Raw genomic sequence first — 26,956 nt, 5'->3', positions numbered from 1 at the left:
CCCGGCCTACCGTGCCCGGGGCAGGACCGGGCGCTGCTTCTCAATGGCCACGGCACGCACCTTGCCCCGGGGGCGGCGGGCCAGGTGCACCACCAGGATCTCCCCGGTCTTGAGCCAGGGATCCTGGTGGGGCACGGAGCGCAGGAGCTTGCCGGGGGCGACCCGGGCCACCGCGTCCATGACGCTGGGCAGCACCGGGCGGTGGGTGCACAGGGCCACCGGGGCCTGGGCCCGCCCCAGGAGCCGGGAGACCAGGGTGCGTACGGGCTTGGCGCGCGCCGCGTGGGCGTGCTCGGTCAGCTCCGGGCGCTCCTCGAGCTCCAGGCCGGCGGCGGCCGCGTAGGGTGCCACGGTGTCGGCGCACCGGCGCCACGGGCTGGTCAGGACCCTCTCCACCCCGTAGGCCGCCAGGATGGGCACGATCGCCCGGGCCCGGACCTCCCCCTGGTCCTGGGTCAGGGGCCGGGTGGCCTCGTTGTCCTCCGTCGAGCGCTCCTTGCGGTTCCACACCGAGCGCTTGACGGCGCGGGCGTGGCGTACCAGGACCAGGGTCCAGGTGTCCAGCTTGCCGTCCTCCCACAGGTCCACCAGGGCCCCCAGGAGATCCCGGTCGGCGTCCCGCTCCAGGCGCTTGCGGGCCTCCTTGACCCGGACCCACTCGACGCCGTCGATCTCACTGGCCGGGGCGGGGGTGACCGCCTGCTGGGCGCGGCGGGCCGGGGAGGCCGGGTCCAGGGGCCGGGCCGCCCAGTAGACCACCTCCTTGCGCGTGCCCGCGCCCAGCCGGTAGGACACCCGCCCCAGGGGCTGGCCCAGGGCCACGGGCACACCGGTCTCCTCGGTGACCTCGCGCACGGCGCAGGTGCGCAGGGACTCCCCCCTCTCCAGCTTGCCCTTGGGGAAGGACCAGTCGTCGTAGCGGGGGCGGTGGACGAGCAGCACCTCCAGGTGCCTGCCCCGCTCACGCCACACCAGGGCCCCGGCGGCGTGGACCAGGCGCCGGGAGCGTGAGCGGGCGCGGGGGGCCTCCTCCGGGGTGCGGGCGGTGGGCAGCCCGGTGCGGGCGGTGCTGACGGTGGCCACGGCCTCAGCCCCGGCCCTTGACACGGCCGCGGGCCTGGGCCATGAAGGTGGTCTGGATGTCCTCCAGGGGCCTGCCCTCGGCGTCGGTGTGGTGCCGCCTCCAGGAGCCGTCGGGGAGCATGTGCCAGGAGGAGACGGCGTCGGAGGCCTCGTGGGTGACGACCCACTCCAGCTCGGCGAGCATCGCCGGGTCGGTAATACGTACCAGGGCCTCCACCCGACGGTCGAGGTTGCGGTGCATGAGGTCGGCCGAGCCGATGTAGAGCTCGGTGGCGCCCCCGTTGGCGAAGGCGTAGATGCGCGAGTGCTCCAGGTAGCGTCCCAGGATGGAGCGCACCCGGATGTTCTCGCTCAGGCCCTCCACCCCGGCGCGCAGGCCGCAGATGCCGCGCACCACGATGTCCACCTCCACCCCGGCCCGGCTGGCCCGGTAGAGGGCGTCAATGACGGCCTCGTCGATAATGGAGTTGACCTTAATGCGGATCCAGGCGGGAAGGCCCTGACGGTGGTGGACGATCTCGCGCTCGATACGCTCCACCAGGCCGTCGCGCACGGTGCGCGGGGCCACCAGCAGGCGGCGGAAGCGGGCCCGGGGCGCGTAGCCGGAGAGCTGGTTGAACAGGGTGGTCATGTCCTGGGCGACGTCGCGGTCGCAGGTCAGCAGCCCCAGGTCCTCGTAGCCGCGGGCGGTCTTGGGGTGGTAGTTGCCGGTGCCCACGTGGCAGTAGCGGCGCAGGCCGTCAGACTCCTGGCGCACCACCAGCAGGAGCTTGCAGTGGGTCTTGAGGCCCACCATGCCGTAGACCACGTGGACCCCGGCCCGTTCGAGCTTGCGGGCCCAGGAGATGTTGTTCTCCTCGTCGAAGCGGGCCTTGATCTCCACAATGGCCACGACCTGCTTGCCCTCCTCGGCGGCGTCAATGAGGGCGTCCACGATGGGCGAGTCGCCACTCGTGCGGTAGAGGGTCTGCTTAATGGCCAGGACCTTGGGGTCGGCCGCCGCCTGGGCCACGAACTCCTGCACGGAGGTGGAGAAGGAGTCGTAGGGGTGGTGCAGGAGGATGTCGTGGTCGCGCATGGCGGCGAAGATGTCGCTGGGGCGGGAGGACTCGTGGGCGGCCAGGCCGGCGGCCGTGACCGGCACGAAGCGCGGGTACTTCAGGTCGGGGACGTCCAGGTCGTGGAGCTGGTTGAGGCAGGTCAGGTCCAGGGGGGCGGGGAGCTCGAAGACGTCGTCGTCGCGCAGGCCCAGGGCCTTGACCAGGTAGCGGCGGGTGAAGGGGCTGATGGTGTCCTCCACCTCCAGGCGCACGGAGGCCCCGAAGCGGCGCCGCTCCAGCTCCTTCTCCATGGCGGTCAGGAGGTTCTCGGCGTCGTCCTCCTCCACCTCCAGGTTCTCGTTGCGGGTGACCCGGAAGAGGTGGTGCTCCAGGATGTCCATGCCCGGGAAGAGGTGGTCCAGGTGCTGGCCGATGACGACCTCGATGGGGATGACGGCGGTACCGGCCCGCTTGTCCGAGGAGGACAGCTCGCGTCCGGGCACGGTGACCAGGCGGGGCAGGGAGTCAGGCACCTTGACGCGGGCGAAGTGCTCCTTGCCGGACCGGGGGTTGCGCAGGATGACGGCGAGGTTGAGCGACAGTCCCGAGATGTAGGGGAAGGGGTGGGAGGGGTCCACCGCCAGGGGGGTCAGGACGGGGTAGATCTGGTAGCGGAAGTAGCGGGTGAGCTTCTCGCACTGCTCGGCGCTGAGGTCGTCCCAGGCCAGCAGGTCGATGTTCTGGCGGGCCAGGAGGGGGCGGATGTCCTCCTGGAACAGGGCGGCCTGCCGGCTGGTGAGCGCCTTGGCTCGGGCGGTGATTATGTCCACGACCTCGTGGGCGTCCAGGCCCGAGGCGCGCACCGGGGTGATGCCGGCCTTGATGCGGCGCTTGAGGCCGGCCACGCGCACCATGTAGAACTCGTCGAGGTTGGAGGAGAAGATGGCCAGGAACCAGGCGCGCTCCAGCAGCGGCAGGGTGGGGTCCTCGGCCTGCTCCAGGACCCGCTCGTTGAAGTCCAGCCAGGTCAGCTCACGGTCGGTGAAGCGGTTGGTAAAGGACTCCAGGGGCGGCAGGGTGGGGTCCTCGGCCAGGAGGTCCTCGGCCTCGTCCTGCGGCCCGGTGCCGTCGGGGCGAGGCGGTGTGGGCGCGCCGGTGTGCCCGGCGGGCTGGGGTGCGCCGTCCGGGGTGCCGACGTGCCCGGCGGGCGGGGGCGCCGCGGCGGGAGAGGCCCCCCGGTCTGCACCGCCCTGGTCCTCGGCGGCCGGCTGCGGCTTCTCCTCGAAGTCCTCGTCGGAGTAGCCCGGCTCGGCGTCGTCGGCGAAGTCGCGGGGGTCGGCGGGCTCCAGGACGTGCTCCTCGGGCGGCTCGGTCTCCTCGGCGCTGCTGGCAGAGGGCGCGTCCTCGTCCTCCCACGGGTCGGTGGCCGCGTGCTCCGGCGGTGCGGGGCGCCCGGCGGCGGGGCTGGTACGGGCCCAGCCGCCTACGAAGGAGGACAGGGCGGAGGCCGGCTGTCCCGCGGCGGGGCTGGGAGCCGGGTGGGGGTCGTCCCCACCGCCCAGGGGAGCGGGGGGCTGGTTGCTCGGGGCGTCGGTACCGGCAGGCGTCATGGGGGCATTGTCCCACCAGCACCGGGCAGGTGGCGGGATCTGGGCGCCTCAGTCCAGCGTGCCCGCCCGGGCCCGGCCCGCCGCCTGCCTCAGCTCGTCGGCCGTGGCCAGGAGGGCGGAGTCGCGCCGGGTGACCTGGTAGGCGAGCTCGTCGGACTCCGACTCGATCCAGGTCGCCCCCGAGCCGGCCGCCAGGGCGGCCAGGAAGTCCGCCGCGCCCACCAGCACCGGGGACAGGCCCGCAAGGCCCCCGGCCTGCCCGGTAAGCACCTCGTCCAGGCGCTCGCGCACCTGCCCGGGGGTGGGCACGCGCCGCCCCTCGGAGCTGGCCGCCGAGAAGCGCTCCAGGACCTGGGCGTCGGCCCCGCGCAGGTCCACCTCGGTGGCGTAGCGGCGCTCCACCAGGTCCGGGTCGCGCCGGATCCACTCCCGCACCAGGTAGAGGCGCCACAGGGCCCCGGGCAGGGTGGTGGCCGGGGAGTCCGCCCACAGCTCGGCGACCTGGTCCACCCCGTGGCAGGCGACGGCGTCGACCACGGCGTCGCGGGTGAGCACGTCCGTGGCCGGGGCGGGTCCGGTGCCTGCGCCGGTGACGACGGGGGCGGTCTCACCCCGGCGGTCGGGGCCGGGCACGGGCGTGCCGCTGGCGAACCCGCCGGTAAGGAGCTGGGCGGTGTGGTGGGCGAGCTCGGAGGTGGCGGCGGTGTCCGCGTTGCCCTCGATCTGCTCGGCGACGTCGGGGTCGAGGCGGGCGGGACGGTGGAAGGCGCGAGTCATGTCCCGTATTGTCCCCCTCCCGCTGCCCCGTCCCCCGCACCTGACCGGCGTCGTACCTTAGTGGTGGGCGACGTACCTTGGTCACCGAGGACGTACCTTAGAGGTACGTCGCCGCCAGCTAAGGTACGTCGCCGCCGGCTAAGGCCGGCTACAGTACGTCGCCGGTCAGGATCCTTTTAGAATCCGACGGCGACCGGCTCGGGCACCAGCGTGACCCCGAAGCGCTGGGCCACGCGCTCGACGACGGTGTCGCGCAGGGCCACCATGTCGGCGCTGGTGGCCTGGCCCCGGTTGGTCAGGGCCAGGACGTGCTTGGTGGACAGGGAGGCGGCCGCCCCCGGCAGGCTGAAGCCGCGGCCCAGGCCCGCGTGCTCTATGAGCCAGGCCGCGCTGGTCTTGGTCAGGCCCTCGACGACGGGGGCGGCCCTGGTGCCCAGGACCACCTGGGAGTGGTCGGTGACGGGGAAGCGGGGGGCGTCCTCGGGCAGGGTGGCGGCCTGGGCGCTGGTGAGGACCGGGTTGGTGAAGAAGGATCCCGCCGACCAGGTGTCGTGGTCGGAGGCGTCCAGGACCATGCCCTTGGAGCGGCGCAGGAAGAGCACGGCGTCGCGCAGCTCGCGGTCGGGGACCCGCTCCCCCAGCTCCACGCCCAGCGTCCGCGCCAGCTGGGAGTAGGCCACCGGTGCGGACAGGGAGCCCTGGCGCACGGCGAAGGTGGCGTCCAGGACCACCCAGCGTCCGGTGGGGCCCCAGGTCCGCCCGCCGCCGACCTCGGCGTCGCTAAGGGACCGCTTGAGGCGGGAGTCGCGGTAGGCCAGGCGCAGCTCGCTCAGGGACAGCCAGACCACCCGGTTGGCCGCCCGGTCCCAGGCGCGCACCGAGGCGATGAGCTCGGCGACCTCCGCCCCGTAGGCCCCGATGTTCTGTACCGGGGCGGCACCCACCGTCCCGGGGATCCCCGACAGGGGGGCGAACCCCGCCCACTGCCGAGCGATGGCCTCGCAGACCAGGTCGTCCCAGGTGGTTCCGGCCGTGGCGGTGACCTCCACGCCCCCGCAGGCGGAGTCCGAGTCCAGCCTGACCTGCTGACGGGCGTCACGGACAACCAGGCCGTCGAAGCCCGCGTCGGAGGCCAGGACGTTGCTTCCCCCGCCAATGACCAGGACCGGCGTGCCCTCGGCGTCGGCCTGCCGCACCGCCTGGGTGACCTCCTCCTGGGTGGTGGCCTCCAGGTAGGAGCGCACGGGCCCGCCCACGCGCAGGGTGGTGAGCTCGCCCAGGGTGGGGTGCGGCCCCGGGTCGGCCCCCAGGGGCCGGGCCAGGGCCGTCACCGGCTCAGGCCGGTCCTGCTCCCCGACCTCAGCGGAGAGCGGGACCGTGCAGGCCTCCTGGCTCTCCATGCCCACGAACATATTGACGCTGTCGCTCATGGCCGCTCCTTCAGGCTCCTGGGTCCGGGTACCGGCTGGGCGTCGCCGCCCCCGTGGCCGGCGGCCCCTCCGGGACGGCGCCGACCCGCAGCCGGGACCGGCACCGAGGGTACAGGCACGCCGGGCCCCGCACGAGTGTGCGGGGCCCGCAGGGCTCACACGGCTGGCGTCACTTCTTGTTACGACGCTGGTGGCGCGTCTTGCGAAGCAGCTTGCGGTGCTTCTTCTTGGCCATACGCTTGCGGCGCTTCTTAATGACAGATCCCATGGAACTACCTCACAGTGTGCGTGCCGATCGCCCGCGCGTCCCGGCGGACCGGGACGATCCGAGGACGACTACGCGAGTGGTGACAGGGACAGGCCCTGCCACACAGGTGACCGTGCGATTCTAACGGGTCTCAGGTGCCCATTGACTCCGCCTCCTCGTGGCCCCAGTCACCAAGCCCGGCGGCCAGGTACTGCTCGACGGCGCGCTGGGGCACCCGGAAGGAACGGCCTACCTGCATGGCAGGGAGGTCGCCGGAGTGCACCATGCGGTAGACCGTCATCTTGGAGACACGCAGCATCTCCGCGACCTCGGCCACGGTGAGGAAGGAGGGTGCCTTGGAAGCGGGGGTGGGGAGACCCGGTGCCATTGTCAGTCCCGTCTCGAGAGGGGTGGGTGGTGCACGGCCACCGGGAGGAGGCCGCCTGCTCAGGTGGAGCCCGCCTACTATATCGTGCACCACATCCGACACACAGGAATAACCTGCCACTGTGGCCCCAATAGTCACATCTCACACTGTTGTCATTCCGACGGCGGCGTCACCGGGACGCCCCTACCCGCCACGCACTGCCACGCACCGCTTCCGCGTCCGCCCCCTGCCCGGTCAGCGCGAGGCGGCGCAGGTCCCCGCGCCGTGGCACCCGAGCGCACGGGCGGCAGCTCCCCGCCGTGCCCGCCCCTCGGCGCCCACCGGCGCCCTCCGCCCCTCGGCGCCCACTGGCCTCCGACCAGCGCCAGTACCGGCGTCGGCCTGGCTGGCCCGGTTGGCCCGGCTGGCCCCGCTGACCCTGTGCCCGGGGCGGCTGCCCCGGCGTCGGCTCCCTGTATGGGTGAGAATGAGACCGTGGCCTCCCAGACAGCACCCTCTGAGCCCCCTGAGCCCCCGCACCAGGCCGGCTGCCGGCCGCACCCGGTAGCGCACCCGGCCTCGGGGCTGGGAGGCAAGCGGCTGGTCACCGCCGAGCCCGCCACCGGCCTGCGCGGACTGGTCGAGCGCCTGCACCTGCGGACCACCCTGGAGCGGGCCGCCCGCTTCTCCACCGCGCGCCTGGCCGTCGCGGTGTTCGCCCTCATTATCGTGGTGGTCGCCACCCTGCTGTCCCTGCCCTTCGCCAGCGCCGAGGACGCCTCGCCCTCCTTCGTGGACGCCCTGTTCACCGCCACCTCCGCGGTGTGCGTCACCGGGCTGACCGTCGTGGACACGGCGACCTACTGGTCCACCTTCGGCCAGCTCGTCATTATCGTGGGCGCGGCCATAGGCGGCCTGGGCGTCATGACCCTGGCGTCCCTGCTCTCCCTGGCGGTGTCACGGCACGTGGGCCTGACCCAGCGCATGATGGCCGCCACGGAGAACCAGTCCCGCCTGGGGGACGTCGCCTCCCTGCTGCGCGCCGTCGTCCTGACCGCCACCATTGTGGAGTCCGTCCTGACCATCGTCCTGCTGCCGCGCTTCATGACCCTGGGCATGGACCCCTTCCACGCCCTGTGGTACGCGTTCTTCATGGCGCTGTCCATCTTCAACAACGCCGGGTTCGTGGTCATGCCCGAGGGCCTGACCCCCTACGCCACCGACTGGTGGATGGGCCTGCCGATCGTGGTGGGCACCTTCGTGGGCGCGGTCGGCTTCCCCGTCATCCTGGACGTCACCCGCAACCTGACCCGCCCGCGGCGCTGGACGCTGCACTCCAAGCTCACCCTGGCCACCTACACCGGCCTGTCGGCGGTCTCGGCGGTCACGATCGCCGCCTTCGAGTGGACCAACAGGGCCACCTACGGCTCCCTGCCCACCAGCGGCAGGATCCTGACCGCCCTGGTCAACGGGGTCAACGCCCGCTCCTCAGGGCTGTCGACCATCGCCCCGGAGCACATGCACGAGTCCACCTGGTTCCTCCAGGACGTGCTCATGTTCGTGGGCGGGGGCTCGGCCTCGACCGCCGGGGGCATTAAGGTCTCCACCTTCGCGGTGCTCCTGCTGGCCATTCTCGCCGAGGCCCGCGGGGACCAGGACATTGAGGCCTTCGGACGGCGGATCACGCCCTCGACCGTGCGCCTGAGCGTGGCGGTGGCCTTTATCGGAGCCTCCATCGTGGGCCTGGCCTCCCTGGCGCTGCTGGAGATGACGGACCTGTCCCTGGACCGGATCCTCTTCGAGGTCATTAGCGCCCTGGCCACCGTGGGACTGTCCACGGGGATCACCCCGCTGCTGCCCGACAACGCCAAGTACGTGCTCATTGCGCTCATGTTCCTGGGGAGGGTGGGGACCATGACCGCGGCGAGCGCCCTGGCCCTGCGGGAACGACGCCGGGTCATCCGCATGCCCGAGGAGCGCCCGCTCATTGGCTGACCCCGCCCCACCCATCTGCCCTCCTCCCGCCCTTCCGCGAGAACGGTACTTGTTCGTCGTGAGAACGGTACTTGTTCGTCGTGAGAACGGTACTTGTTCGTGCCGGGGCGGGTAGCCGGCTCCTGCGTGTCGTGGGCGGCGTGCTGAGGGACGTACGCGGGCGTGGCCTCGGCCGGCAACCCAGCCCGCACGGAAGGCGACCAGGACCCTGCCGCGAGCCTCAGGGCGCCAGCAGGCGGGCGATCCCACCGGCCGCCGCGGCGACGTCGTCCTGGGTACCCTCCCCCACCAGCGCCCGCTGCACGATCAGGCCCATGACGGTGGTGTGGATGACGGCGGCGGCCTGCTCAGGGGCTATCGCGGCGGTCACAGCCCCCGCGTCCTGCCAGCGCCGCACCAGGGAGACGATCCTGCCGCGCACCTGCTGGTAGCGCTCGCGGCTGCCGACGTCGTAGAGCCGGGGCTCACGGGCCAGCTCGGCCCAGATGCTGACCAGGAGGGCCATCCGCCCGGGCTCCCCCTCCAGGGCCCAGACGTACCCGACCCCCTCCAGGAAGGCCTCCTCCAAGTCGGGTACCTGCTCGCGGGCCGCCAGGTCGGCGATCCACTCCACCACCGGGTCGGTGGCCTGCTCCAGGACGGTCTGGATGAGGGAGCGCTTGCCCTGGGGGAAGTAGCGGTAGACGGTGGAGGAGGACATGCCCGCCTCGGCAATGATCTCGTCCATGGACGCGGCGTGGAAGCCGTGACGGGCAAAGCACGTCTCGGCGGCCGCCAGGATCCTGGCGGCCTGCTGGTCCCTGTGCGACTGCGTGACCCGTGGCATGCCCTCATGGTAGGGGGTCCGCGCCTCCCTCGTCTGCGGTGTCCCAGTTCATATCTAAAACGAAACGGTCGTTGTTGACAGGACAGAGGCCTCACCCTACGCTGACGACCGCAAGCGAAAAGATCTCTTTCGATTTGAGGTACCCAGTATGAGGTCACCTGCCCGGCCCCCGCAGCCGCACCCCCTGGAGGTCCAGGACTCCACGCCCGACGCCGTGGCCCCCTCCCCGTCATCCTCCGGTACCGCGGGGCTCCCGGCACCCGCCACGTCGGCCCCCTCAGCCCTGGCCAGCTCGTCCGCGTCGGCCCCGGCCAGCTCGTCCGCGTCGGCCCCAGACCCCTCGGCCCCGGCCGACCCACCCACCGCAGCCCCGGTACAGCCGGCGTTCCGTCGCCGCGCGCTGGCCCTGGTGGCCAGCTCGCTCATTACCCAGCTCATGATCGTCCTGGACATGACGATCATTGCCGTGGCCCTGCCCAGGATGCAGGAGGACCTGGGGCTGTCCACCTCCCAGCGCCCGTGGGTGGTGACCGCCTACACCCTGGCCTACGGTGGGCTGGTGCTGCTGGGCGGCCGCCTGGTGACGGCCCTTGGCCTCAGGCGCGCCTACCGGATCGGTCAGATCGGCTTCGCGACGGCGAGCCTGGTGGCCGGGCTGGCCCCCGCCTTCCCCCTGCTGGTGACCGCCCGGGCCGTCCAGGGGGCGTTCGCCGCGCTCCTGTCCCCCGCCTCCCTGGTCCTGCTCAGCACCACCTTCCCCTCCGGGCCCCGACGTCGTCAGGTCTTCGCCCTCTTCGGCGCCACCGGCGGGCTGGGCGCCGCCGCCGGGCTCCTCATCGGCGGGGCCCTGACGGACTGGCTGAGCTGGCGCTGGTCGCTCTACGTCAACGTGCCCATTGCCGCGGCGGGCTTCGTCATCGGCCTGCGCAGCCTGCCCGCCCCGGGACGCCGTCACGAGCAGTCCGCCTGGGACCTGCCCGGCCTGGCCCTGGGGTGCACGGCCTGCTTCGCTGTCGTGTTCGGCCTGGACCGGGCCGAGCAGACCTCCTGGACCTCGACGTCGACCCTCCTGTGGCTGGGGGCCGCGGTAGTGCTCGCCATCCTCTTCGTGGTGCGCGAGCACCTGGCCGAGGCCCCGGCTCTGCCCCTGTGGATCACCTCGGCACCCGGTCGGGCCGCCTCCTACGCGGCGGTGGCAACATTCGGGGCGGCCCAGATGGGCGGAGCCGTGTACCTGACCTACTACCTGCAGAACCACTTCGGCTACTCGCCCCTGCGCACCGGCGTCGCCTTCCTGCCCATGATCGCGGCCCTGGTCCCGAGCGCGCCGCTGGCCGGCCGCCTGCTCGTCCCCTACCTGGGCGTGCGCGGCACGCTGCCGCTGGGGGTGGGCGTGGAGGCCCTGGCCTTCGTGGTCCTGGCGCAGGTGGGGCCCGACTCCGGCTACGCCCAGGTGGCGGTCCCGGGCCTGGTCCTCATGGGGATCGGGGCGGGCCTGATTATGCCGGTCGCCTTCAGCGCCGGCACCCGGGGCATCCCGCAGCGCCACTCCGGCCTGGCCTCGGCCGTCCTGACCATCACCCAGCAGATCGGGGGCTCCTTCGGCGTCGCCCTACTGGCCACCTACGCCACCCGGCACGTGCAGGACTACGTCACCACGCACACCGAGGCCGTCCGCGCCCAGGCCACCCAGGCCCTGGTCCAGGCGCAGGCGCTGCCTGACTCCCCGGCCGGCAAGGAGATTATCGCCAGGTTCACCGCCGACCTGTCCGACCGCGCCCAGATCGACGCCTACGCCGGGGGCTTCCTGCTCATGGCCTGCCTGCTGGCCGCGGTAACGGTGCTCCTGGTGCTGGGAGCGCTCACCGTCAGGCGGGTGCGCAGCCGGTAGCAGGCGGCCGGGAGCCAGCGGCCTCCCCGGCCCCCGCGCCGGCCTCCCCCGGCCACGGCACCGGCCCTGCCCGCGCCCCGAGGGCCCACCGCCCACCTCGGCCCTCGAACCACGACGGAACCACCCCCGGGGCACCGGGACAGGGTCCGCGATACCGTAGGCTTATGCCCGCCGCAGACTCCCGTACCGACTCCACGCTCGTCATTGGGCTGGGACGCTTCGGCTCCGCCGTGGCCGCCACCCTGGACCGTCTGGGACGTGAGGTCCTGGCCGTCGAGTCCAACCCCACGCTGGTGCGCCAGTGGAGCGGACGCATCCCCCTGATAGAGGCCGACGCCACCGACATGGAGGCCCTGGAGCAGCTGGGGGCCACGGAGTTCGGCACGGCGGTGGTGGGCGTGGGCTCCTCCCTGGAGGCCTCCGTGCTCATCGCCGGCAACCTGGTGGACCTGGAGACCCCGCAGATCTGGGCCAAGGCCATCTCCCGGGCCCACGGGCGCATTCTGCGGCGTATCGGCGCCCACCACGTGGTCTACCCCGAGTTCGACGCCGGGCAGCGCGCCGCCCACCTCGTGTCCGGACGCATGCTGGACTACATTGAGATGGAGAAGGGCGGCTTCACCATTGTCAAGATGCGACCGCCGCGCGAGCTCCACGGGTTCACCATCGGTGAGGCCAGGATCCGCTCCCGCTACGGGGTCACCGTCTTCGGTCTCATGAGTCCGGGCGAGCCCTTTGAGTACGCCAGCGCCGAGACCCTCGTCTCCTCCGACGACGTCCTGGTGGTCGGGGGGGACGCCACCCTCCTGGAGCGGTTCGCCAACCGGGCCTAAGGCGCGCACCCCCGCCGGACCCGGGGCACCGCCGTGGACCTGCAGCCCCGAGCGGGTGGACCCGGCGCGCTCCCGATGGGCCCGGGGCACTAGGCCTGATCGCGCTCCCCGCGCGCCGCGCATGCGACGCGGGTCCTAGGATCGGATTAAAAGTGCGCAGGAAAGGGCGCCCCCGCGCGTGCGATGAAGGTCAGCTCTTAGGGGTCCAATATAAGAGGGTATAAGACGCACTCCCATACGTACGACGCAAGCAGTGGATGTAAAGAGCGCACTCGTACAGCCAGAATGCACTAGGACTATATAGCGCTGGCTATATAGTGCCGGCTAGGACCACTCGGGCGGCTCGTAGGGGCTGCGTCCCGGGGCCACGGGGCCCGGCGCGCCCGGGTAGCCCCCACCACCCGAGTACCCCCCACTGCCCGGGACGCCCTGGACCCCGCCCGGGTAGCCCCCACCGCCCGGGACCGACTGGGTCCCCGAGGGAGCCGGGTAGCCCGGTGCGCCCGGTACGCCTGTGGGAAGGCCGTAGACGGGTGTCGGCGGTACCTGTGCGGGCACCCCGGGCGCCCCCGGAGCACTCTGGGCACCCGGCCAGGCGGGCGCCCCCGAAGCCCCGGGCACCCCAGGAGCCCCTGGAGCCCCCGGGTACGCAGGTACGACGCCGGGGACGCCCCCGCGCGCCCGCCTCCTCTCGGCCCTGCCCGCGGCGAACCACGCCCGTGACGAGGGCGTGAGCAACACCGGGGACACCGCGAGAGGAACCGCCCCCACGACAATGACGACCGCCGTGATACTGGCCGTGTAGGACATCGCGACAGCGACCAGGACGTGGGTCACGAGGAAGACGCAGGCCCCGGCCAGACCGGTCCCCAGCAGCAGCCCCCAGTTGCGTACGGAGAAGGCGACGACGGCAGGGACACTGAGCGCCAGGAGCAGGACGGCGAGCAGGGTGCCGACGACCACGGACAGGCCGGGCGAGCCCGGGAACGAGGGCATCCAGCTCAGGAACTCCCTCATCCTCACCTCCAGCGTCTGCTCGCCGAAGTTCCTGGAGGAAATGGCCGTCAGGTTCAGGGGCAGGGAGATGAGCGCGCTGGCGCTCGCGGCAAGGAGCCAGTAGGCGACCCCCGCCCCCAGCGCCGCGCCGACAGGGGTCCGGAGCCGGGGGGCGGCCACCACTGCCAGGATCCCGGCGACGGTGGCGACGACGCAGGCCAGCACCGCGAGGACGTCACTGCTGACGTAGGGGTAGGCGTAGTTGCCGGGGAGCGTGGCCAGGCGCAGCACAATGAGGACGGCCCTGAGCACCGCCAGCACGACGACGCCGGCCAGCGCCCCGTTGACCCGGCGCACAGCGCCCTGGACCAGGCCCACCACGAGCAGGATAATGAGCGGGTCGACCAGGAACCCCACCAGGATGTATGCCACCAGAGAAGGTCCTGCGTTCCTCATCACCCCCTGTGTCCTCAGGAACAGCTGCACGCCCTCGAGCAGGAGGGCGACGGCTGCCAGTACGATCGCCGCGACCTCCACGCCGCTACGTCGGGGGGCCTGTGCCCCCGCCCTGAGCATGGCGTCGTAGGAGGCTCCCGGATCCTGCGGCGTAAGCGTGGGGTAGACCGCCTGCTCCCCAGAAGGGGCAGCCGGGTACTGGGGGGAGTAGCTCATAGGTGAATCCTCCCACACCCTGCCCGCTACTCGGTGGCGATCGCCTCCAGGACCGGCAGGCGTGAGGCGCGCAGGGCCGGCCACAGGGCCGCCACCACACCCACCCCGACGGCGACCAGGAGCATGGCCACCAGCTGCCCCCAGGGGATCGTCACCGTGGAGATCCCCTCGTCCTTGAGCACCTCGCACAGGGCGACGGCGAGCACCACCCCGGCACCACCCCCCACCACGGTGCCGTACAGGGCAGTGAGGACCGACTCCGCCATGATCTCCCCGCTGAGCTGGGCCCTCCCCAGGCCCACCGCCCGCATGAGCCCGATCTCCCGGGTGCGCTCACTGACCGAGAGCACCAGGGTGTTGACGATCCCCAGGACGGCAATGGCGATGGACAGCCCCAGCAGCCCGTACAGGACGGCCAGGACCTGGTTGACCTGCTGGCCCACCATGTCGGAGATCTCGGAGGCGTCGAGCACCGTGTACAGGTAGGTAGGGGCCACGACCTGCTTGATCTGGGCGCGTACGGTCTCCAGGTCGGCGCCCTGGGCCAGGGTGACGAACACGCCCACCGGGCTGGCCAGGACCTGGGCGGGGTCAGCAGGGGTGTACCCGCCCCACGAGCCCAGGGCCGCGGCGAGCTCAGGCGAGGCGGAGAAGGACCCCGCGATCCCCTTTGGGTCAATGACCGCAACCACACCCGCCTCCACCGAGCCCGCCGGGCCGGTGAGGGTGACCGTGTCCCCCACGTGCAGGCCGGCGCTCTTGTAGGCGGCCACGTGCGTGGCGTCCATGTCCGCGACGTCGCCCTCGGTCACCGCCAGGTCGTAGGCCCGCAGGAAGGCCTCCGGCTCACTGACGTTGAGGGCCACCGTGTCAGTGCCGTCCGCGCCCGTGGCCGAGATCAGGTAGACGGTGTAGGAGGTGGTGGAGGCCACGCCGTCGAGCTCATTGACCTGGGCCAGCATCTGCGCGGGGAGCTGGCCGCCCACGCCCCCGGCGGGCTGGAGCAGGAGGTCGGCCTTCATGGACCGGTTGACCACGTCGGAGACGGAGTCGTTGACCGACGTCGCCAGGGTGGCGCCCGCGCACACCAGGGCCATGCCCACCATGAGGGCGCCGGAGGTGTTGGCGGTGCGGCGCGGGTTGTGCACGATATTGCGCACCGCCAGGCGCCCGGAGGGGCGCAGCAGACGCAGGGGCAGGCCCAGGACCCCCACCACCGGCCGGGCCAGCACCGGGGAGACGGCGAGCAGGCCGAGCACGACCCCGCCCGCCCCCACCCCCAGGACGAGCTTGCGCTGGGGTATGCCCTCACTGAGCCAGGCCGCGGCCACGACCGCCACCCCGGCGGCCAGGAGGAGCCCGCCCAGGACGGTGCGCACCACCAGGGACTTCTCGCGGGCCCCCGACACGCCCCGCATGGCCTCCACCGGGTGGGTCAGGGCCGCCTCGCGCGCGGGCAGCAGGGCGCCGACAACGGTCACCAGGATCCCCACCACCAGCGACACCACGATGATCGGCCCGGTCATGGCCACGCCGTCGAGCAGGGGCATGTCCATGGCACGCAGGAGGGCCACCAGCCCCGACAGCAGCCCGGCGCCCGCGGCCACCCCCAGGGCCGAGCCGACCGCCCCGATGACCAGCGCCTGCACCAGCACGACGCCGAACACGGAGCCCGGGGAGGCCCCCACCGCCCGTAGGAGGGCGAACTCCTTGACCCGCTGGCGCACGCTCATGGCAAAGGAGTTCATAATAATGAAGGAGCCCACGAACATGGCCAGGATGACGAAGACCAGGATAAAGGTCTGGACGAACCCCAGGATCCTCTCAATGGAGGCGTTCTGCTCCTCGATCTTCTCGGCCCGGGTCAGCAGGCGCGCCCCGTCGGGCAGGATCCGGGCCACCTGTGACCTGACCTCATCCACCGAGGCCCCCGGGGACACGTCAATGGAGATGTCGCTGACCTGGTCGTCGGGGGCGGCCAGCGGCATGAACCAGTCGGCGTCCATGCCCACGATGGTGGCCCCGGCCATGGTGGTGCCGAAGTTGAACTCGCCGACCACCGTGACCTCGACGGGCTGGCCCTGGACCACCACGTGGGTGGTGTCCCCGATGCTCAGGCCCGAGCGTCCCAGGGCCCCGGACTCCAGGGCGATCTCGCTCCCGCCGTGGGGGTGGGACCCCTGGACCCAGGTCATCCCCGGCTCCTGGGGGTAGACGGGGATCAGGAGCGTGGGGGCTCCCGAGGAGGTCACGGGGGCCTGGTCGGCCCCCAGCAGGACGCCGGTCAGGGACGCCCCGCGGTGGACCACCTCCACCCCGTCGATCTGCTTGATCCTCTCGGCCAGGGAGCCGTCCACGGGCTTGGTCAGGACGGTGCCGGTGGCGCTGGCGTTGCCGGCGACCTTCTCGCCGCTCACGTACAGGTCGGAGGTGATGGTGGAGGACGTCAGGGCGGAGAAGGTGTCCGACAGGACGGCACGCAGGGCCAGGGTGCCCGAGAGGAAGGCCACCCCCAGCACCACCGCCAGGGTGGTCAGGACGAACTGCTTGGCGTGGGCGCGCACAGAGCGCCAGGCGACGCGGCCCACGGCTCAGGCCTCCGGGCGCTGGTCGGAGCCCCGGCCCTCGCCCGCCCCGGCGTCGGCCCCGTCCCGCTCCCGGGGCACGGAGGCCGCCTCCTGCGCGACCAGGGGCCCGGCACCCTCGCCCAGGACCCGCAGGGCGTCCAGGACGCTGTCGCGGTCCGGCTCACCCAGCTCGGCCACCACGTGCCCGTCACGCAGGAACAGGACCGTGTCCGCCCAGGCGGCGGCCTCCGGCTCGTGAGTCACCATGACCACCGACTGGCCCAGGTCGTCCACGCTGCGGCGCAGGATCTCGAGGACCTGGACGGTGGAGCGGGAGTCCAGGTTACCGGTGGGCTCGTCGGCGAAGACGACGGCGGGCCTGCCCACCAGCGCCCGGGCGCAGGCCACGCGCTGGACCTGGCCCCCGGAGAGCTCCGCGGGACGGTGGGTCAGGCGGTCGGCGATCCCGACGGCCTGGACCACCTGGTCAAAGCGCTCACGGTCGACCTTGACGCGGGCGATGTCCAGGGGCAGGGTGATGTTCTCGGCGGCGGTGAGGGTGGGAACCAGGTTGAAGGCCTGGAAGATGAAGCCGATACGCTCACGGCGCAGGCGGGTCAGACGACGCTGGCTCATGGAGGAGACCTCGTCGCCGTCAAGGACGATGGTCCCGGAGGTGACCGAGTCCAGCCCCGCCAGGCAGTGCATGAGGGTGGACTTGCCCGAGCCGGAGGGGCCCATGACGGCGGTGAAGCGGCCCCGGGCGATATCCACGTCCACGGAGTCCAGGGCGGTGACCGCCCCGGCGCCCCGCCCGTAGACCTTGGTCAGCGCCCGGGCGGTAATGACCGGGTCCTCCACCTGCCGACAGGGGGCCAGGGCGGGCGGGGAGGCGCTGGCGGAGATGCTCATGGGCCCAGTCTGGCACGCATGACGGGGGCCTACGTGGGCGCCACCTGCGCCGCGGGCGCCGTTGTGGCAGGTGACACGGGGCTCCCTGCCCGTCCTGCCCCCGGCGCGGCCCCCGCCGGGCGGGCGGCGCCCGGGTCCCAGCGGGCGGGCGTGGCAGGCTGGCGTCATGAGCCCGGTTCACCTCACCCCCGCCGACTTCGAGGACGCCGTCGGAGCGGCCCTGGATCTCCTGCCGCCCGAGCTGGCCGAGCAGATGGACAATGTCGCCGTCATGGTCCAGGACGAGCCCGACGCCGAGGTGCTGGGGCCCGAGGACTACGACGAGGAGGGCATGCCCACCCTCCTGGGCCTCTACGACGGCGTGCCCCTGACCGAGCGCGACGATTCCTGGTCCCTGGTCCTGCCCGACCGGGTCCTCGTCTTCCAGGGGCCGTTGGAGCGCTGGTGCACCAGCGAGGAGGAGCTGCGTGAGGAGATCGCGGTGACGGTGCTCCACGAGGTCGCCCACCACTTCGGCATCCCCGACGCCCGGCTGCACGAGCTGGGCTGGGCCTGAGCCCGGGGCGGGCGGCGCCCGTCCGTTCCAACACCGGCACGACGTCGGTGCCGTGGTCCCGGCGCCCTCACCGCCCTTGACGACGGGCCCTCCCACTGGTGGGATACCCCACAGGACCATCCGTCACCACAGCCTGGGAGGAGCCCATGCCCCAGACACCCCCTGTCCCCCCGTTCCCCCGGCTACGCGACTACGTGGCGTGGCACGACGCCTACCGGGACCCCGCCTCGGAGCTGTCGGTACGGCTGCGCCACGTCCAGCAGGTGATCTCCGCGGAGTTCGACGTCCGGCCCGGCACGGTCAGGGTCATGAGCTCCTGCGCCGGGCAGGGGCACGACGTCCTCGGCGTCCTGGCGGCCCGCCCCGAGCTGTACAACCGCGTCCGGGGCACCCTCCTGGAGATCAACCCGGTCAACGCCGCCATCGCCCGCGAGCGCATCACCTCCCTGGGCGTGGACCTGCGCGTGGTGGAGGACGACGCCTCGGTCTCGGACGCCTACGTGGGCGCGGTCCCGGCCGACCTGGTGCTGCTCGTGGGGATCCTGGGCAATGTCTCGGTGGAGGACACCCGGCGGCTCGTGGCCGTCGCCCCGCAGTTCTGCGCCCCGGGCGCCACGCTCGTGTGGACCCGCGGGTCCCAGGAGCCCGACCCCGGGGCGGAGATCCGCCACTGGTTCTCCCGGGCCGGGTTCACGGAGCTCGCCTACGAGGAGGGTATGGAGGGCACGTCCATGCGCATGGGGGTCCACCGGTGGGAGGGGGCCACGCCGCCCCTGCGCCGGGGCGTCAAGCTCTTCACCTTCCTGCGCTAGGACCCACCCCCACCCGCGAGAACGGTACTTATTCCCCGCGAGAACGGTACTTGTTCGTCGTGAGAACGGTACTTATTGCTCGCGAGAACGGACGGACCGCTCAGGGCGCCCTCGCAAGCCTGTCCTGACCTGCGAAGACACCTTGGTGCCACGGCCCCTCGCCCTGCTGGCGTCCCCTGCCCGGCTCACGGGGTTCACGGACGCAAGCGCCTGCTCCGTGCAGGAGGTAGCCGAGTAGACCGGCGCCTGCTCCGTGCACCAGGACGACGCACGGGGCGCCAGCTCCCGGCACAGTCCCGCACCGGCCCCTGAGCTGCGCCCGACGCGTTCCAGTTGAGCCGGACGCTAAGGCTCCTGGCCCGCCGCCCCTGCTCCGCGCCCAGGACCTTCCGCGACGTAGGACGCCAGCAGGCCACGCACGCGCCCCCGCTCCGCGCCCGGGGGCGTTCCGTAAGGCAGGCCGCTCAGCCCTCCCGGGCCACCAGGGTGTTGGAGGCCTGGGCGCGGGGGCGCACCACCATGGAGTCGATATTGACGTGGGCGGGCCGCTCCAGGGCCCACACAATGCACTCGGCGACGTCCTGGGCCACGAGGGGGCCTGCCACGCCCGCGTAGACGGCGTCGGCCTCGGCCTGGTCCCCGTGGAACCGGTTGAGGCTGAACTCCTCGGTGCGCACCATGCCCGGGGCGATCTCGATGACGCGCACGGGCTCGCCCACGAGCTCCAGGCGCAGGGTGGCCGCCACCACCCTCTCGGCGTGCTTGGCAGCCACGTACCCGGCACCCCCCGGATAGGTGTCGTGGGCGGCGGTGGAGGTGAGGAACAGCAGGTCACCGCCACGCTCGCGCAGGGTGGGCAGGAAGGCCTGGCTCACGCGCAGGGCGGCCAGGGCGTTGCGCTCGTACATGGTGAGCCAGTCCTCCGGCCTGCCCTGCGCCACCGGGTCGAGGCCGATGGCGCCGCCCGCGTTGTTGACGACGGCGTCCACCGGGCCTCCCGCGAGCACCTCGGTGGCAAGGCGGGCGACGTCGGCGGCATCCTGGAGGTCGGCGGCGACCCAGGTGCAGCCGGCCTCCTTAGCCAGGGCTGCCAGGCGGGCGGCGCGGCGGGCGGTGGCGACCACGTCCCAGCCGTGGGCGCGCAGGAGGCGGACGGTGGCGGCGCCAATGCCTGTGGAGGCCCCGGTGACGACGGCGCGGCGGGGCGCGCCCGCAGGGGAGGCGGACACAGCGGCAGACCCGCCGGGCGCCACCGCGGCAGCGGGAGCGTCAGACGCAGCGGCAGACCCGTCAGGCACGCCCGCAGGGGAGGCAGGCACAGCGGGCACACCCGCAGCGTCAGGGGCGGGCACGGTGGTCGTAGTGGCCATAGGAGGAGTCTGCCCCACCTCTTGGCGCGTGGCGCAGGACGACGTGTCGAGGTCATGCTGGAGGACGGCCTGACCAGCGCTTCTTCGCGCATGGCGCAAGACGACGGCATCCTCCTGGTGCTGCGCCACCAGCAGCCCGAGCAGTAACATAGTGCCCCCATGACTGACTCCACAGGTACCCCTGTCCCCGCCGAGTTCTCCCCCACCGCTGGGATCAGCGCGCCCCAGCACCTTCCCCCCGCCCCGGCCTGGAGTCGGCACGCCATTGTCTGGCAGGTCTTCCCCCTGGGGTTCGTGGGCGCCCCCACCCTGGCCCCGCAGGGGGACCCTGACGACCCGTCCACCCCGGCCGGGGCCCTGGCCGCCGAGCACCGCCTGCTGCGCCTGGTGGACTGGCTGGACTACCTGGTGAGCCTGGGGTGCAACGTCCTGGCCCTGGGGCCGGTCTTCGCCTCCATGTCCCACGGCTACGACACGGTGGACTACTTCCGCATCGACCCCCGCCTGGGTACCAATGAGGACTTTGAGACCCTGGCGCGCCAGGCCCATGCCCGCGGGGTGCGCCTGGTCCTGGACGGCGTCTTCAACCACGTGGGCAAGGACTTCCCCGCCTTCGCCGCCCTGCCCCAGGCGGGGCCGGGGTCGGAGGCCTCGCGCCTGTTCCGCCTGACCTGGCCCGAGGACTGGCAGCCGGGCACCGCCCCGGACTACGAGCGCTTTGAGGGCCAGGAGTGGCTGCCGGCGCTCAACCACGCCGAGCCGGCCGTGGCCGACATGGTCGTCGAGGTCATGAAGTTCTGGCTGGAGCACGGGGCCGACGCCTGGCGGCTGGACGCGGCCTACGCCGTCGACCCCGCCTTCTGGACCCGGGTGCTGCCACGGGTGCGCGAGCACTACCCGGAGGCCTACTTCGTGGGGGAGGTCATCCACGGGGACTACACGGGTATTACCGCGGCCTCGGGCATGGACTCGGTGACGCAGTACGAGCTGTGGAAGGCCGTCTGGTCCTCGATCGAGTCCCGGAACTTCTACGAGCTGGACTGGGCGCTCCGGCGCCACGCCGAGTTCCTGCGCAGCCTGGTGCCCTGGACCTTCCTGGGCAACCACGACACCACCCGCATCGCCTCCCAGATCTCCGAGCCCGCCCACCTGTCCCACGCGGTCGCGCTGCTGGCCACCCTGCCGGGCCTGCCCGCCATCTACTACGGCGACGAGCAGGGCTACCGGGGGGTCAAGGAGGACCGCCTGGGCGGGGACGACGAGATCCGCCCGCCCTTCCCGGCGACCCCCGCCGACATGTCCGACCTGGGGGCGCCCACGCTGCGCCTCTACCAGGACCTGGTGGGCCTGCGCCGCCGCCTGCCCTGGCTGCACGACGCCGACCTGGCCACCCTCCACCTGGACAACCGCCTCTACTCCCTTGAGCTCACCGGCCGGACCGGATGGGCTGACGCGGGCGCCTCGGACGGGGGCCCGGGCAGCGTGGTGGTGGTCCTGAGCCTGGAGGAGCACGAGGCCTGGGTGCCCACGGCCGGCCACCACGCGGTGCTCGCCACCTCCCCCGGCTCGGCCGCGCCCCGCCCCGAGGGCGACGGCGTCGTCCTGCCCGCCCACGCCTGGGCGGTCCTGGGCACCTCCTGACCCACCGCCCGCCCCGGGGGGACGTACAGCACCTGCCGTCCTGGCCGCCCGCCCCGGGCGCCCGGCCAGCCTCACCAGGTGAGGGGCCCGGGGCTGCCGCTACCACGCCCGCCCCGGGCGCCCGCCTAAGGAAAGGAGGCCCATGGTCCCCGACCGCGCCCACCTCGCCGCCCTCATTGACCACACCCTGCTCACCCCCGAGGCCACCGGTGCGCAGGTGCGTGACCTGGTGGCCGAGGCCGCCGCACTGGGCACCTACTCGGTGTGCGTCAGCCCCAGCCAGCTCCCGCTGACGGTCCCTGCGGGGCTGCGCGTGGTCACGGTCTGCGGCTTCCCCTCGGGCGCCCACCCCACCGTCGTCAAGGCCGCCGAGGCCGCCGACGCCGTGGCCAAGGGCGCCCAGGAGGTGGACATGGTGGTCAACCTCGGCCTGGTCAGGGAGGGGAGGTGGGGGGACGTCGAGGCGGACGTCCGGGCCGTGCGGGAGGCGTGCGGGCCCGCCGGGCTCAAGGTCATTATTGAGTCCGCCGTCCTGAGCGACGAGGAGATCGTGGCCTGCTGCCGGGCCGCCCGGGCGGCGGGGGCCGACTTCGTCAAGACCTCGACGGGCTTCCACCCGGCGGGCGGCGCCTCCACCCACGCGGTCCGCCTCATGCGCCGCGTCGTGGGCAAGCATCTGGGGGTCAAGGCCTCCGGCGGCATCCGCACCGCCCAGGCGGCCCTGGCCATGCTCGACGCCGGTGCCTCCCGCCTGGGGCTGTCCGCCTCCGCCGCGGTCCTGGACGGGCTGGCGCAGCTGTCGTCGCGCACTCGCCCGGGCGCCCCCCACACCCTGACCCCGCTTCACATGAACAGACTGCAGGTCTAAGGCGCGCCCCCGTGTCTATTGGCCCCTGACCCCGCCTCACGGGGACGGACTCGCCCATCGAGGCCTCCGGCGCCCCTGCGCACTGACCCCTCGCGCACTAAGCCCCCTCGCGCACTAAGCCCCTGTGCCCTGAGCCCACCACGCTCTGAGACCCCACCTGAGACCCACGCCCTGAGAAACCGTGGAGCCCCGGTCGGGGCGGCACCGTACGCCAGCCTGAGCCCAGCCTGAGACCCTCACGCCTTGCGAAACCGTTGGAATGACACCGGTTCCCGGCTGGCGTCCGGGGACACACGCGCAGGCGGCGGGTCCGGGGCCGCACCCACGAACCGGCTCGGCACGCGAGATAGCCACCGACCTGTATGTGATACCAACCACAAACAAAGACTGTCCAGGTTTTCGGTTTGCCAAACTTAGGGTACACGAACTTATGATGCCGACCATGCGCACCATTCCCGTCTCGCGCCGGGGCCTGGCCCTGGCCGCCTCCCTGACCCTGGCCGCCTCCCTGACCGCCTGCGGCTCGGCGACCACCTCCAGCCCCACCGCCAGCGGTACGGGCACCACCGTCAAGGTCGTCGCCTCCACCACCCAGATCTGCGACTACGTCACCCAGCTGGCCTCCGGGGACAGCACCGACAACCTGTCCTTCGACCGCACCGGCGCCGACGGCCAGAGCGCCCACTTCGGCGCCGACACCGCCACGGCCTCCACCCACCTGGAGCTGACCTGCCTGCTGGCCCCCAACGCCTCGGCCCACGAGCACGAGATGACCGCGGCCCAGTCCAAGGCCCTGTCAGAGGCCGACCTCTTCCTGGTGTCCGGGGTGGACCTGGAGCACTTCCTGGACGACGCGGTGAGCTCCACCGGGTTCAAGGGCACCATGGTGGTCACCTCCGGCGTCTACGGCGCCGTCGATGTCGACGACCTGCAGGCCCAGCTCAAGAAGGAGGAGTCCCTGCCCTACAAGGTCGACCGGGGGACCAGCAAGGTCGACGTGGCCGCCTGGCCCTTCCCGCCCGAGGAGGGCCAGAGCGAGCCGGAGTTCCGCTTCGACCCGCACGTGTGGACCTCGCCCAAGAACGCCATCGTCCAGGTCACCAATATCGGCGCGGCCCTGGAGAAGGCGGCGCCCGCCAGCGCCGAGACCTTCCGCGCCCACACCGACGCCTACATCAAGCAGCTCACCGAGCTGGACGAGTGGGCCGCGACGGCCATGAGCTCCGTGCCCAAGGACAAGCGCGTCCTGTTCACCAGCCACGACGCCTTCGGCTACTTCTCCAAGGAGTTCGACGTCAAGTTCGAGGGCGCGGCCCTGTCCGACTTCAACGCCCAGGCCGACGCCACCGCCGAGAAGATCCAGGAGACCGCCGACAAGGTCAAGGCCTCCGGCGCCGTGGCCATCTTCGCCGAGAACTCCAACAACCCCAAGTCCGTGGAGAAGGTCGCCGAGGTCGCCGGCGTCAAGGCGGTCATCGGTGACGAGGCCCTCTACGGGGACTCCCTGGGCGAGCCCGGCTCCGACGGCGAGACCTACATCGGCTCCATCCTGCACAATGTCACCAACCTGACCAAGGCCTGGGACGGCACCGTCCCCGCGGTCCCCGAGTCCCTGAGCAAGTGGGCTCCGACCAGCTCGGACGTGAAGTGACCTCGGTCCCCACCACGACCACCGGTCCGGCCGGCCCCTCCAAGGCGCCGGCCGGACCGGTCGTGGACCTGCGTGACGCCTCCTTCGCCTACGGCACCACCACCGTCCTGACCGGCGTGACCGGGCAGGTGGGGGCGGGCCAGGCCCTGGCCCTGGTCGGGCCCAACGGTTCAGGCAAGACCACCCTCCTGCGCGCCCTGCTGGGCATGGTGCGGATCCCGTCCGGGCAGGTGCGGGTGGTCGGCGCCGCCCCCGGCCGCGCCCCCCGGGGCTCCCTGGGCTACGTCCCCCAGGTGGCCGACCTGGACCCCACCTTCCCGGTGACCGTGCGCGAGGTGGTCCAGATGGGCATGTACTCCCAGATGCGCCTCTGGCAGCGGGCGGGCTCGGTGCGCGCACGTGCCCAGAGCGCCCTGGAGGCCGTGGGCCTGGCGGACCGGGCCCTAGACCGCTTCGGCGACCTCTCCGGGGGCCAGCAGCAGCGCGTCCTGGTGGCCCGCTGCGTGGCCGCCCGCCCCCGCCTCATCCTGCTCGACGAGCCCTTCAACGGCCTGGACCAGCCCAACCGCGACGCCCTGCTGGACATTGTCGCCACCCTCAAGTCCCAGGGGACCGCCATTGTGGTCTCCACCCACGACCTGGTCCTGGCCAAGGTGGCCTGCGAGCAGGTGGCGCTCCTGGCCGGACGGCAGATCGCCTTCGGGCCGCGCGAGGAGGTCCTCGTCCCCGAGCTCGTCTCCCAGGCCTACGGGGGCTGGGGCGACGACAGCCTCGTGAGGCTGAGCCTGGGCGGGGGCGAGGGCGCATGAGCCTGGTCGGGAGCGTCAGCGCCCTGGTGGAGCAGCTGCGCCTGGCCTGCCTGCACGTCCCGGGGCTGAGCGCCTTCGCGGCCGCCCCCTACCTGTTCCGGCCCCTGCTCATGGTGGTCCTGCTGGGGGTCGTGGCCGGCGTCGTGGGGGTCCTGGTCAACCTGCGCTGCGCCGAGTTCAGCGCCGAGGCGCTGGTCCACGCCGTCTTCCCCGGGATCGTGGCGGGGGCGGTGTACGGCGGCATCAGGTACATTATCCCCACCGCCAGCGCGGTAGCCGTCGTCGCCGCCCTGGTACTGACCCTGGTCTCCCGGCGCGCCGCCCGCCGCTCCGCCTCCGAGGCGGGCACCGCCGTGGTCCTGACCAGCTTCTTCTCCCTGGGCATTATCCTGTCCCTGGCCAAGGGCGACATGTCCGGGCAGCTGGAGGCGCTCATGTTCGGACGGCTGCTGGAGGTCACCGACGAGCGCCTGGCACAGGCCCTCCTGGTGTGCCTGGTGGCCCTGGCGCTGGTGGCCCTGACCTGGAGGGGGCAGGTGGCCTACGCCTTTGACCGGACCGGGGCGCGGGCCAGCGGGCTGCACCTGCTGGGCCTGGACCTGGTGCTCAATATGGCGGTGGCCGCGGTGGTGGTCTCGGCCTCGACGGCGGTGGGGACCCTCATGGTGATCGGCTACCTCGTGGTCCCGGGGGCCACCGGGCGGGTCCTGGCCCGACAGGTGCGCACCATGGTGCTGACGGCGGTGGTCGTGGGCGTGGGCGGCGGCTACCTGGGGATGGCCCTCATGCTGGCCCCCTCCCCGCGCCCCGTCTCCCCCCAGGCCAGTGTGACCCTGTGCATGTGCGCCGTCCTCCTGGTGGCGGTCGCATCCAGGCGGGTACGGGCCCGCTGGGTGGGCAGGCGCCGGGCCCAGGTGGCAGCAGCCGGGAGGCACGGGGACACCACCCGGGACGCTAGCCGGGACACCACCCGGGCCACGGCGGAGAGCCGGGGCGAGCGTCTGGGGACTGACCCCGTGAGCGCGGGAGTAGCGTCATGAGGTCCAGCCCGAGCCTGTCCCTGCTCATGCTGCCGCTGGTCGAGGTCGTGCTCATGGGTCTGCTGGCCGGGCTCGTGGGGGCGGTGGCGCTGGTCCACCGGCGTATCTTCTTCACCGAGTCCCTCACCCACGCCACCTTCCCGGGGGCGATCCTGGGCGTGGTGGTCGCCTCCTGGTTCTCCCGGGCGGTCCTGGGGCAGCGGGCGGACTTCGAGCTGCTCAGTGTCATGGTCCTGGTCGGGGCGGCGCTCATGTGCCTGCCCATGACCTGGCTCATGCGCTGGCTCAGCCAGGTCCCGGGACTGTCCTCGCAGTCCGCGGCCGGGATCGTGCTGACCCTGGGGTTCGCCCTGGGGTACTTCCTGAACTCCTGGTTCAAGCCGCTGCCACTGAAGGTGGACTCCTTCCTGACCGGGTCGGTCCTCAACGTCGGGCTGGTGGACGTGGCCGCGGTGGCGGTGGTGCTGGTCGTGGCGGTGGCGGTCCTGGTGGTGGGAGGCCGGCGCCTGACCTTCTACAGCTTCGACGCCCTGGGCTACCGGGCCAGCGGCCTGTCCGCCACCTGGGCCGAGACGCTCATCCTGGGACTGGTGTGCGCCACGATCGTGGTCCTCATCCCGGCAGTGGGCACGATCCTGCCGATCGCGCTCATAGCGGCCCCCGCGGCCTCACTGGCTCCCAGCACGCGCTCGATCCGCCACCTGATGCTCGGCGCCCCGCTCCTGGGGGCGGCGACGGCGCTGGCCGGGCTGTGGCTGGGGGTCCACCTGAGCCTGTCCGTGGGCGGGGTCATCGCCACCGCCGCCGGGGTGGTCTACCTGCTGTCCGCGGGCGCGCGCTGGTGCGTCCGCCGATCCGCACGTCACTAGGCAGGCGTGCTCACGTCACTAGGCAGGCGTGCTGTGGCGCCACCGCGCCGCGGCACGCCTTGCCCCTGTGGCCTGGCCCCGTGGCCTGCCGGCC

Annotated in this window: 23 protein-coding genes; 12 read left to right on the top strand and 11 right to left on the bottom strand. The window is 72.5% G+C overall.

Annotated features, from left to right (window positions below; translation table 11 throughout):
• Nucleotides 1–6: 6 nt before the first annotated feature.
• The 6 genes from C3V41_RS12305 to C3V41_RS12280 form a co-directional block, all read right to left on the bottom strand.
• Nucleotides 7–1,053, bottom strand: coding sequence for an NUDIX hydrolase (locus C3V41_RS12305; RefSeq protein WP_106110856.1), 1,047 nt, complete (start codon nucleotides 1,051–1,053; stop codon nucleotides 7–9).
• 34 nt (nucleotides 1,054–1,087) lie between these two features.
• The gene (locus tag C3V41_RS12300; RefSeq protein WP_106110492.1) at nucleotides 1,088–3,733 is read right to left on the bottom strand and encodes an RNA degradosome polyphosphate kinase; all 2,646 of its coding nucleotides are present in this window, start codon (nucleotides 3,731–3,733) and stop codon (nucleotides 1,088–1,090) included.
• Between the two features lie 48 nt (nucleotides 3,734–3,781).
• The gene (locus C3V41_RS12295) at nucleotides 3,782–4,510 is read right to left on the bottom strand and encodes a hypothetical protein (RefSeq protein WP_106110491.1); all 729 of its coding nucleotides are present in this window, start codon (nucleotides 4,508–4,510) and stop codon (nucleotides 3,782–3,784) included.
• A gap of 176 nt (nucleotides 4,511–4,686) precedes the next feature.
• Nucleotides 4,687–5,940: a UDP-N-acetylmuramate dehydrogenase gene (locus C3V41_RS12290; RefSeq protein WP_254423607.1), complete on the bottom strand. Its 1,254-nt coding sequence runs from the start codon at nucleotides 5,938–5,940 to the stop codon at nucleotides 4,687–4,689.
• Between the two features lie 169 nt (nucleotides 5,941–6,109).
• A complete protein-coding gene (locus C3V41_RS12285; RefSeq protein ID WP_003792170.1) occupies nucleotides 6,110–6,208 on the bottom strand; it encodes a 30S ribosomal protein bS22 in 99 nt (32 codons plus the stop codon).
• 130 nt (nucleotides 6,209–6,338) lie between these two features.
• Complete coding sequence (locus C3V41_RS12280; RefSeq protein WP_106110490.1) at nucleotides 6,339–6,575, bottom strand: helix-turn-helix domain-containing protein; 237 nt, start codon at nucleotides 6,573–6,575, stop codon at nucleotides 6,339–6,341.
• Between the two features lie 456 nt (nucleotides 6,576–7,031).
• Between C3V41_RS12280 and C3V41_RS12275 the strand changes: the two genes are divergently transcribed.
• Nucleotides 7,032–8,549 carry a TrkH family potassium uptake protein gene (locus C3V41_RS12275; RefSeq protein ID WP_106110489.1) on the top strand — a complete coding sequence of 506 codons (1,518 nt, stop codon included), beginning with the start codon at nucleotides 7,032–7,034 and terminating at the stop codon, nucleotides 8,547–8,549.
• Nucleotides 8,550–8,769: 220 nt separating this feature from the next.
• Here C3V41_RS12275 and C3V41_RS12270 read toward each other — a convergent pair whose 3' ends face one another.
• Nucleotides 8,770–9,375, bottom strand: a complete 606-nt coding sequence (locus C3V41_RS12270; RefSeq protein WP_106110488.1) for a TetR/AcrR family transcriptional regulator — start codon at nucleotides 9,373–9,375, stop codon at nucleotides 8,770–8,772.
• A gap of 148 nt (nucleotides 9,376–9,523) precedes the next feature.
• Between C3V41_RS12270 and C3V41_RS12265 the strand changes: the two genes are divergently transcribed.
• Together C3V41_RS12265 and C3V41_RS12260 are read left to right on the top strand one after the other, a co-directional pair.
• Nucleotides 9,524–11,266, top strand: a complete 1,743-nt coding sequence (locus C3V41_RS12265; protein ID WP_106110487.1) for an MFS transporter — start codon at nucleotides 9,524–9,526, stop codon at nucleotides 11,264–11,266.
• Between the two features lie 164 nt (nucleotides 11,267–11,430).
• On the top strand, nucleotides 11,431–12,099 hold the full coding sequence (locus C3V41_RS12260) for a potassium channel family protein (protein ID WP_106110486.1): 669 nt from the start codon (nucleotides 11,431–11,433) through the stop codon (nucleotides 12,097–12,099).
• A gap of 324 nt (nucleotides 12,100–12,423) precedes the next feature.
• Here C3V41_RS12260 and C3V41_RS12970 read toward each other — a convergent pair whose 3' ends face one another.
• The 3 genes from C3V41_RS12970 to C3V41_RS12245 are packed head-to-tail and all read right to left on the bottom strand — an operon-like array spanning nucleotide 12,424 to nucleotide 17,246.
• Entirely contained in the window at nucleotides 12,424–13,767 is a 1,344-nt protein-coding gene (locus C3V41_RS12970) for a collagen-like triple helix repeat-containing protein (RefSeq protein WP_129591614.1), read from the bottom strand.
• Nucleotides 13,768–13,793: 26 nt separating this feature from the next.
• Entirely contained in the window at nucleotides 13,794–16,355 is a 2,562-nt protein-coding gene (locus tag C3V41_RS12250) for an ABC transporter permease (protein WP_106110485.1), read from the bottom strand.
• Nucleotides 16,356–16,358: 3 nt separating this feature from the next.
• Nucleotides 16,359–17,246 carry an ABC transporter ATP-binding protein gene (locus C3V41_RS12245; protein WP_106110484.1) on the bottom strand — a complete coding sequence of 296 codons (888 nt, stop codon included), beginning with the start codon at nucleotides 17,244–17,246 and terminating at the stop codon, nucleotides 16,359–16,361.
• A gap of 166 nt (nucleotides 17,247–17,412) precedes the next feature.
• On the opposite strand from C3V41_RS12245, the gene C3V41_RS12240 reads away from it, so the two are divergent.
• Both C3V41_RS12240 and C3V41_RS12235 read left to right on the top strand, forming a co-directional pair.
• Complete coding sequence (locus C3V41_RS12240) at nucleotides 17,413–17,802, top strand: metallopeptidase family protein (protein ID WP_106110483.1); 390 nt, start codon at nucleotides 17,413–17,415, stop codon at nucleotides 17,800–17,802.
• Nucleotides 17,803–17,948: 146 nt separating this feature from the next.
• A complete protein-coding gene (locus C3V41_RS12235) occupies nucleotides 17,949–18,614 on the top strand; it encodes an SAM-dependent methyltransferase (protein ID WP_106110482.1) in 666 nt (221 codons plus the stop codon).
• A gap of 464 nt (nucleotides 18,615–19,078) precedes the next feature.
• Here the strand turns inward: C3V41_RS12235 and C3V41_RS12230 are convergent, their stop codons facing one another.
• Entirely contained in the window at nucleotides 19,079–19,843 is a 765-nt protein-coding gene (locus C3V41_RS12230) for an SDR family NAD(P)-dependent oxidoreductase (RefSeq protein WP_254423759.1), read from the bottom strand.
• A 162-nt stretch (nucleotides 19,844–20,005) separates the two neighbouring features.
• On the opposite strand from C3V41_RS12230, the gene C3V41_RS14320 reads away from it, so the two are divergent.
• From C3V41_RS14320 to C3V41_RS12200, 7 genes are all read left to right on the top strand, one after another.
• Entirely contained in the window at nucleotides 20,006–20,131 is a 126-nt protein-coding gene (locus C3V41_RS14320; RefSeq protein WP_302475974.1) for a hypothetical protein, read from the top strand.
• A gap of 12 nt (nucleotides 20,132–20,143) precedes the next feature.
• Nucleotides 20,144–21,625, top strand: a complete 1,482-nt coding sequence (locus C3V41_RS12225) for an alpha-amylase family protein (protein WP_106110480.1) — start codon at nucleotides 20,144–20,146, stop codon at nucleotides 21,623–21,625.
• A gap of 142 nt (nucleotides 21,626–21,767) precedes the next feature.
• The gene (deoC, locus tag C3V41_RS12220; protein WP_106110479.1) at nucleotides 21,768–22,493 is read left to right on the top strand and encodes a deoxyribose-phosphate aldolase; all 726 of its coding nucleotides are present in this window, start codon (nucleotides 21,768–21,770) and stop codon (nucleotides 22,491–22,493) included.
• 442 nt (nucleotides 22,494–22,935) lie between these two features.
• Nucleotides 22,936–24,144, top strand: a complete 1,209-nt coding sequence (locus C3V41_RS12215) for a metal ABC transporter substrate-binding protein (RefSeq protein WP_106110854.1) — start codon at nucleotides 22,936–22,938, stop codon at nucleotides 24,142–24,144.
• Nucleotides 24,141–24,953: a metal ABC transporter ATP-binding protein gene (locus C3V41_RS12210; protein ID WP_106110478.1), complete on the top strand. Its 813-nt coding sequence runs from the start codon at nucleotides 24,141–24,143 to the stop codon at nucleotides 24,951–24,953. Before C3V41_RS12215 ends, C3V41_RS12210 begins: the two co-directional genes overlap by 4 nt.
• Nucleotides 24,950–25,993, top strand: a complete 1,044-nt coding sequence (locus C3V41_RS12205; RefSeq protein ID WP_106110477.1) for a metal ABC transporter permease — start codon at nucleotides 24,950–24,952, stop codon at nucleotides 25,991–25,993. The genes C3V41_RS12210 and C3V41_RS12205 overlap by 4 nt, the downstream gene beginning before the upstream one ends.
• On the top strand, nucleotides 25,990–26,862 hold the full coding sequence (locus C3V41_RS12200; protein ID WP_106110476.1) for a metal ABC transporter permease: 873 nt from the start codon (nucleotides 25,990–25,992) through the stop codon (nucleotides 26,860–26,862). Before C3V41_RS12205 ends, C3V41_RS12200 begins: the two co-directional genes overlap by 4 nt.
• Nucleotides 26,863–26,956 lie beyond the last annotated feature (94 nt).

The organism is Actinomyces sp. oral taxon 897 (assembly GCF_002999235.1).
GTDB lineage: Bacteria > Actinomycetota > Actinomycetes > Actinomycetales > Actinomycetaceae > Actinomyces.
The sequence above is the reverse complement of the archived record's forward strand: the minus strand, read 5'-3'. Positions and strand labels throughout refer to the sequence as shown.

Excerpts from the sequence above, each read along its gene's own strand:
- C3V41_RS12300 (WP_106110492.1), bottom strand. The coding sequence starts at position 3,733 with ATGACGCCTGCCGGTACCGACGCCCCGAGCAACCAGCCCCCCGCTCCC.
- C3V41_RS12295 (WP_106110491.1), bottom strand. The coding sequence starts at position 4,510 with ATGACTCGCGCCTTCCACCGTCCCGCCCGCCTCGACCCCGACGTCGCC.
- C3V41_RS12290 (WP_254423607.1), bottom strand. The coding sequence starts at position 5,940 with ATGAGCGACAGCGTCAATATGTTCGTGGGCATGGAGAGCCAGGAGGCC.
- C3V41_RS12285 (WP_003792170.1), bottom strand. The coding sequence starts at position 6,208 with ATGGGATCTGTCATTAAGAAGCGCCGCAAGCGTATGGCCAAGAAGAAG.
- C3V41_RS12280 (WP_106110490.1), bottom strand. The coding sequence starts at position 6,575 with ATGGCACCGGGTCTCCCCACCCCCGCTTCCAAGGCACCCTCCTTCCTC.
- C3V41_RS12275 (WP_106110489.1), top strand. The coding sequence starts at position 7,032 with ATGGGTGAGAATGAGACCGTGGCCTCCCAGACAGCACCCTCTGAGCCC.
- C3V41_RS12270 (WP_106110488.1), bottom strand. The coding sequence starts at position 9,375 with ATGCCACGGGTCACGCAGTCGCACAGGGACCAGCAGGCCGCCAGGATC.
- C3V41_RS12265 (WP_106110487.1), top strand. The coding sequence starts at position 9,524 with ATGAGGTCACCTGCCCGGCCCCCGCAGCCGCACCCCCTGGAGGTCCAG.
- C3V41_RS12260 (WP_106110486.1), top strand. The coding sequence starts at position 11,431 with ATGCCCGCCGCAGACTCCCGTACCGACTCCACGCTCGTCATTGGGCTG.
- C3V41_RS12970 (WP_129591614.1), bottom strand. The coding sequence starts at position 13,767 with ATGAGCTACTCCCCCCAGTACCCGGCTGCCCCTTCTGGGGAGCAGGCG.
- C3V41_RS12245 (WP_106110484.1), bottom strand. The coding sequence starts at position 17,246 with ATGAGCATCTCCGCCAGCGCCTCCCCGCCCGCCCTGGCCCCCTGTCGG.
- C3V41_RS12240 (WP_106110483.1), top strand. The coding sequence starts at position 17,413 with ATGAGCCCGGTTCACCTCACCCCCGCCGACTTCGAGGACGCCGTCGGA.
- C3V41_RS12235 (WP_106110482.1), top strand. The coding sequence starts at position 17,949 with ATGCCCCAGACACCCCCTGTCCCCCCGTTCCCCCGGCTACGCGACTAC.
- C3V41_RS12225 (WP_106110480.1), top strand. The coding sequence starts at position 20,144 with ATGACTGACTCCACAGGTACCCCTGTCCCCGCCGAGTTCTCCCCCACC.
- deoC (WP_106110479.1), top strand. The coding sequence starts at position 21,768 with ATGGTCCCCGACCGCGCCCACCTCGCCGCCCTCATTGACCACACCCTG.
- C3V41_RS12215 (WP_106110854.1), top strand. The coding sequence starts at position 22,936 with ATGCGCACCATTCCCGTCTCGCGCCGGGGCCTGGCCCTGGCCGCCTCC.
- C3V41_RS12205 (WP_106110477.1), top strand. The coding sequence starts at position 24,950 with ATGAGCCTGGTCGGGAGCGTCAGCGCCCTGGTGGAGCAGCTGCGCCTG.
- C3V41_RS12200 (WP_106110476.1), top strand. The coding sequence starts at position 25,990 with ATGAGGTCCAGCCCGAGCCTGTCCCTGCTCATGCTGCCGCTGGTCGAG.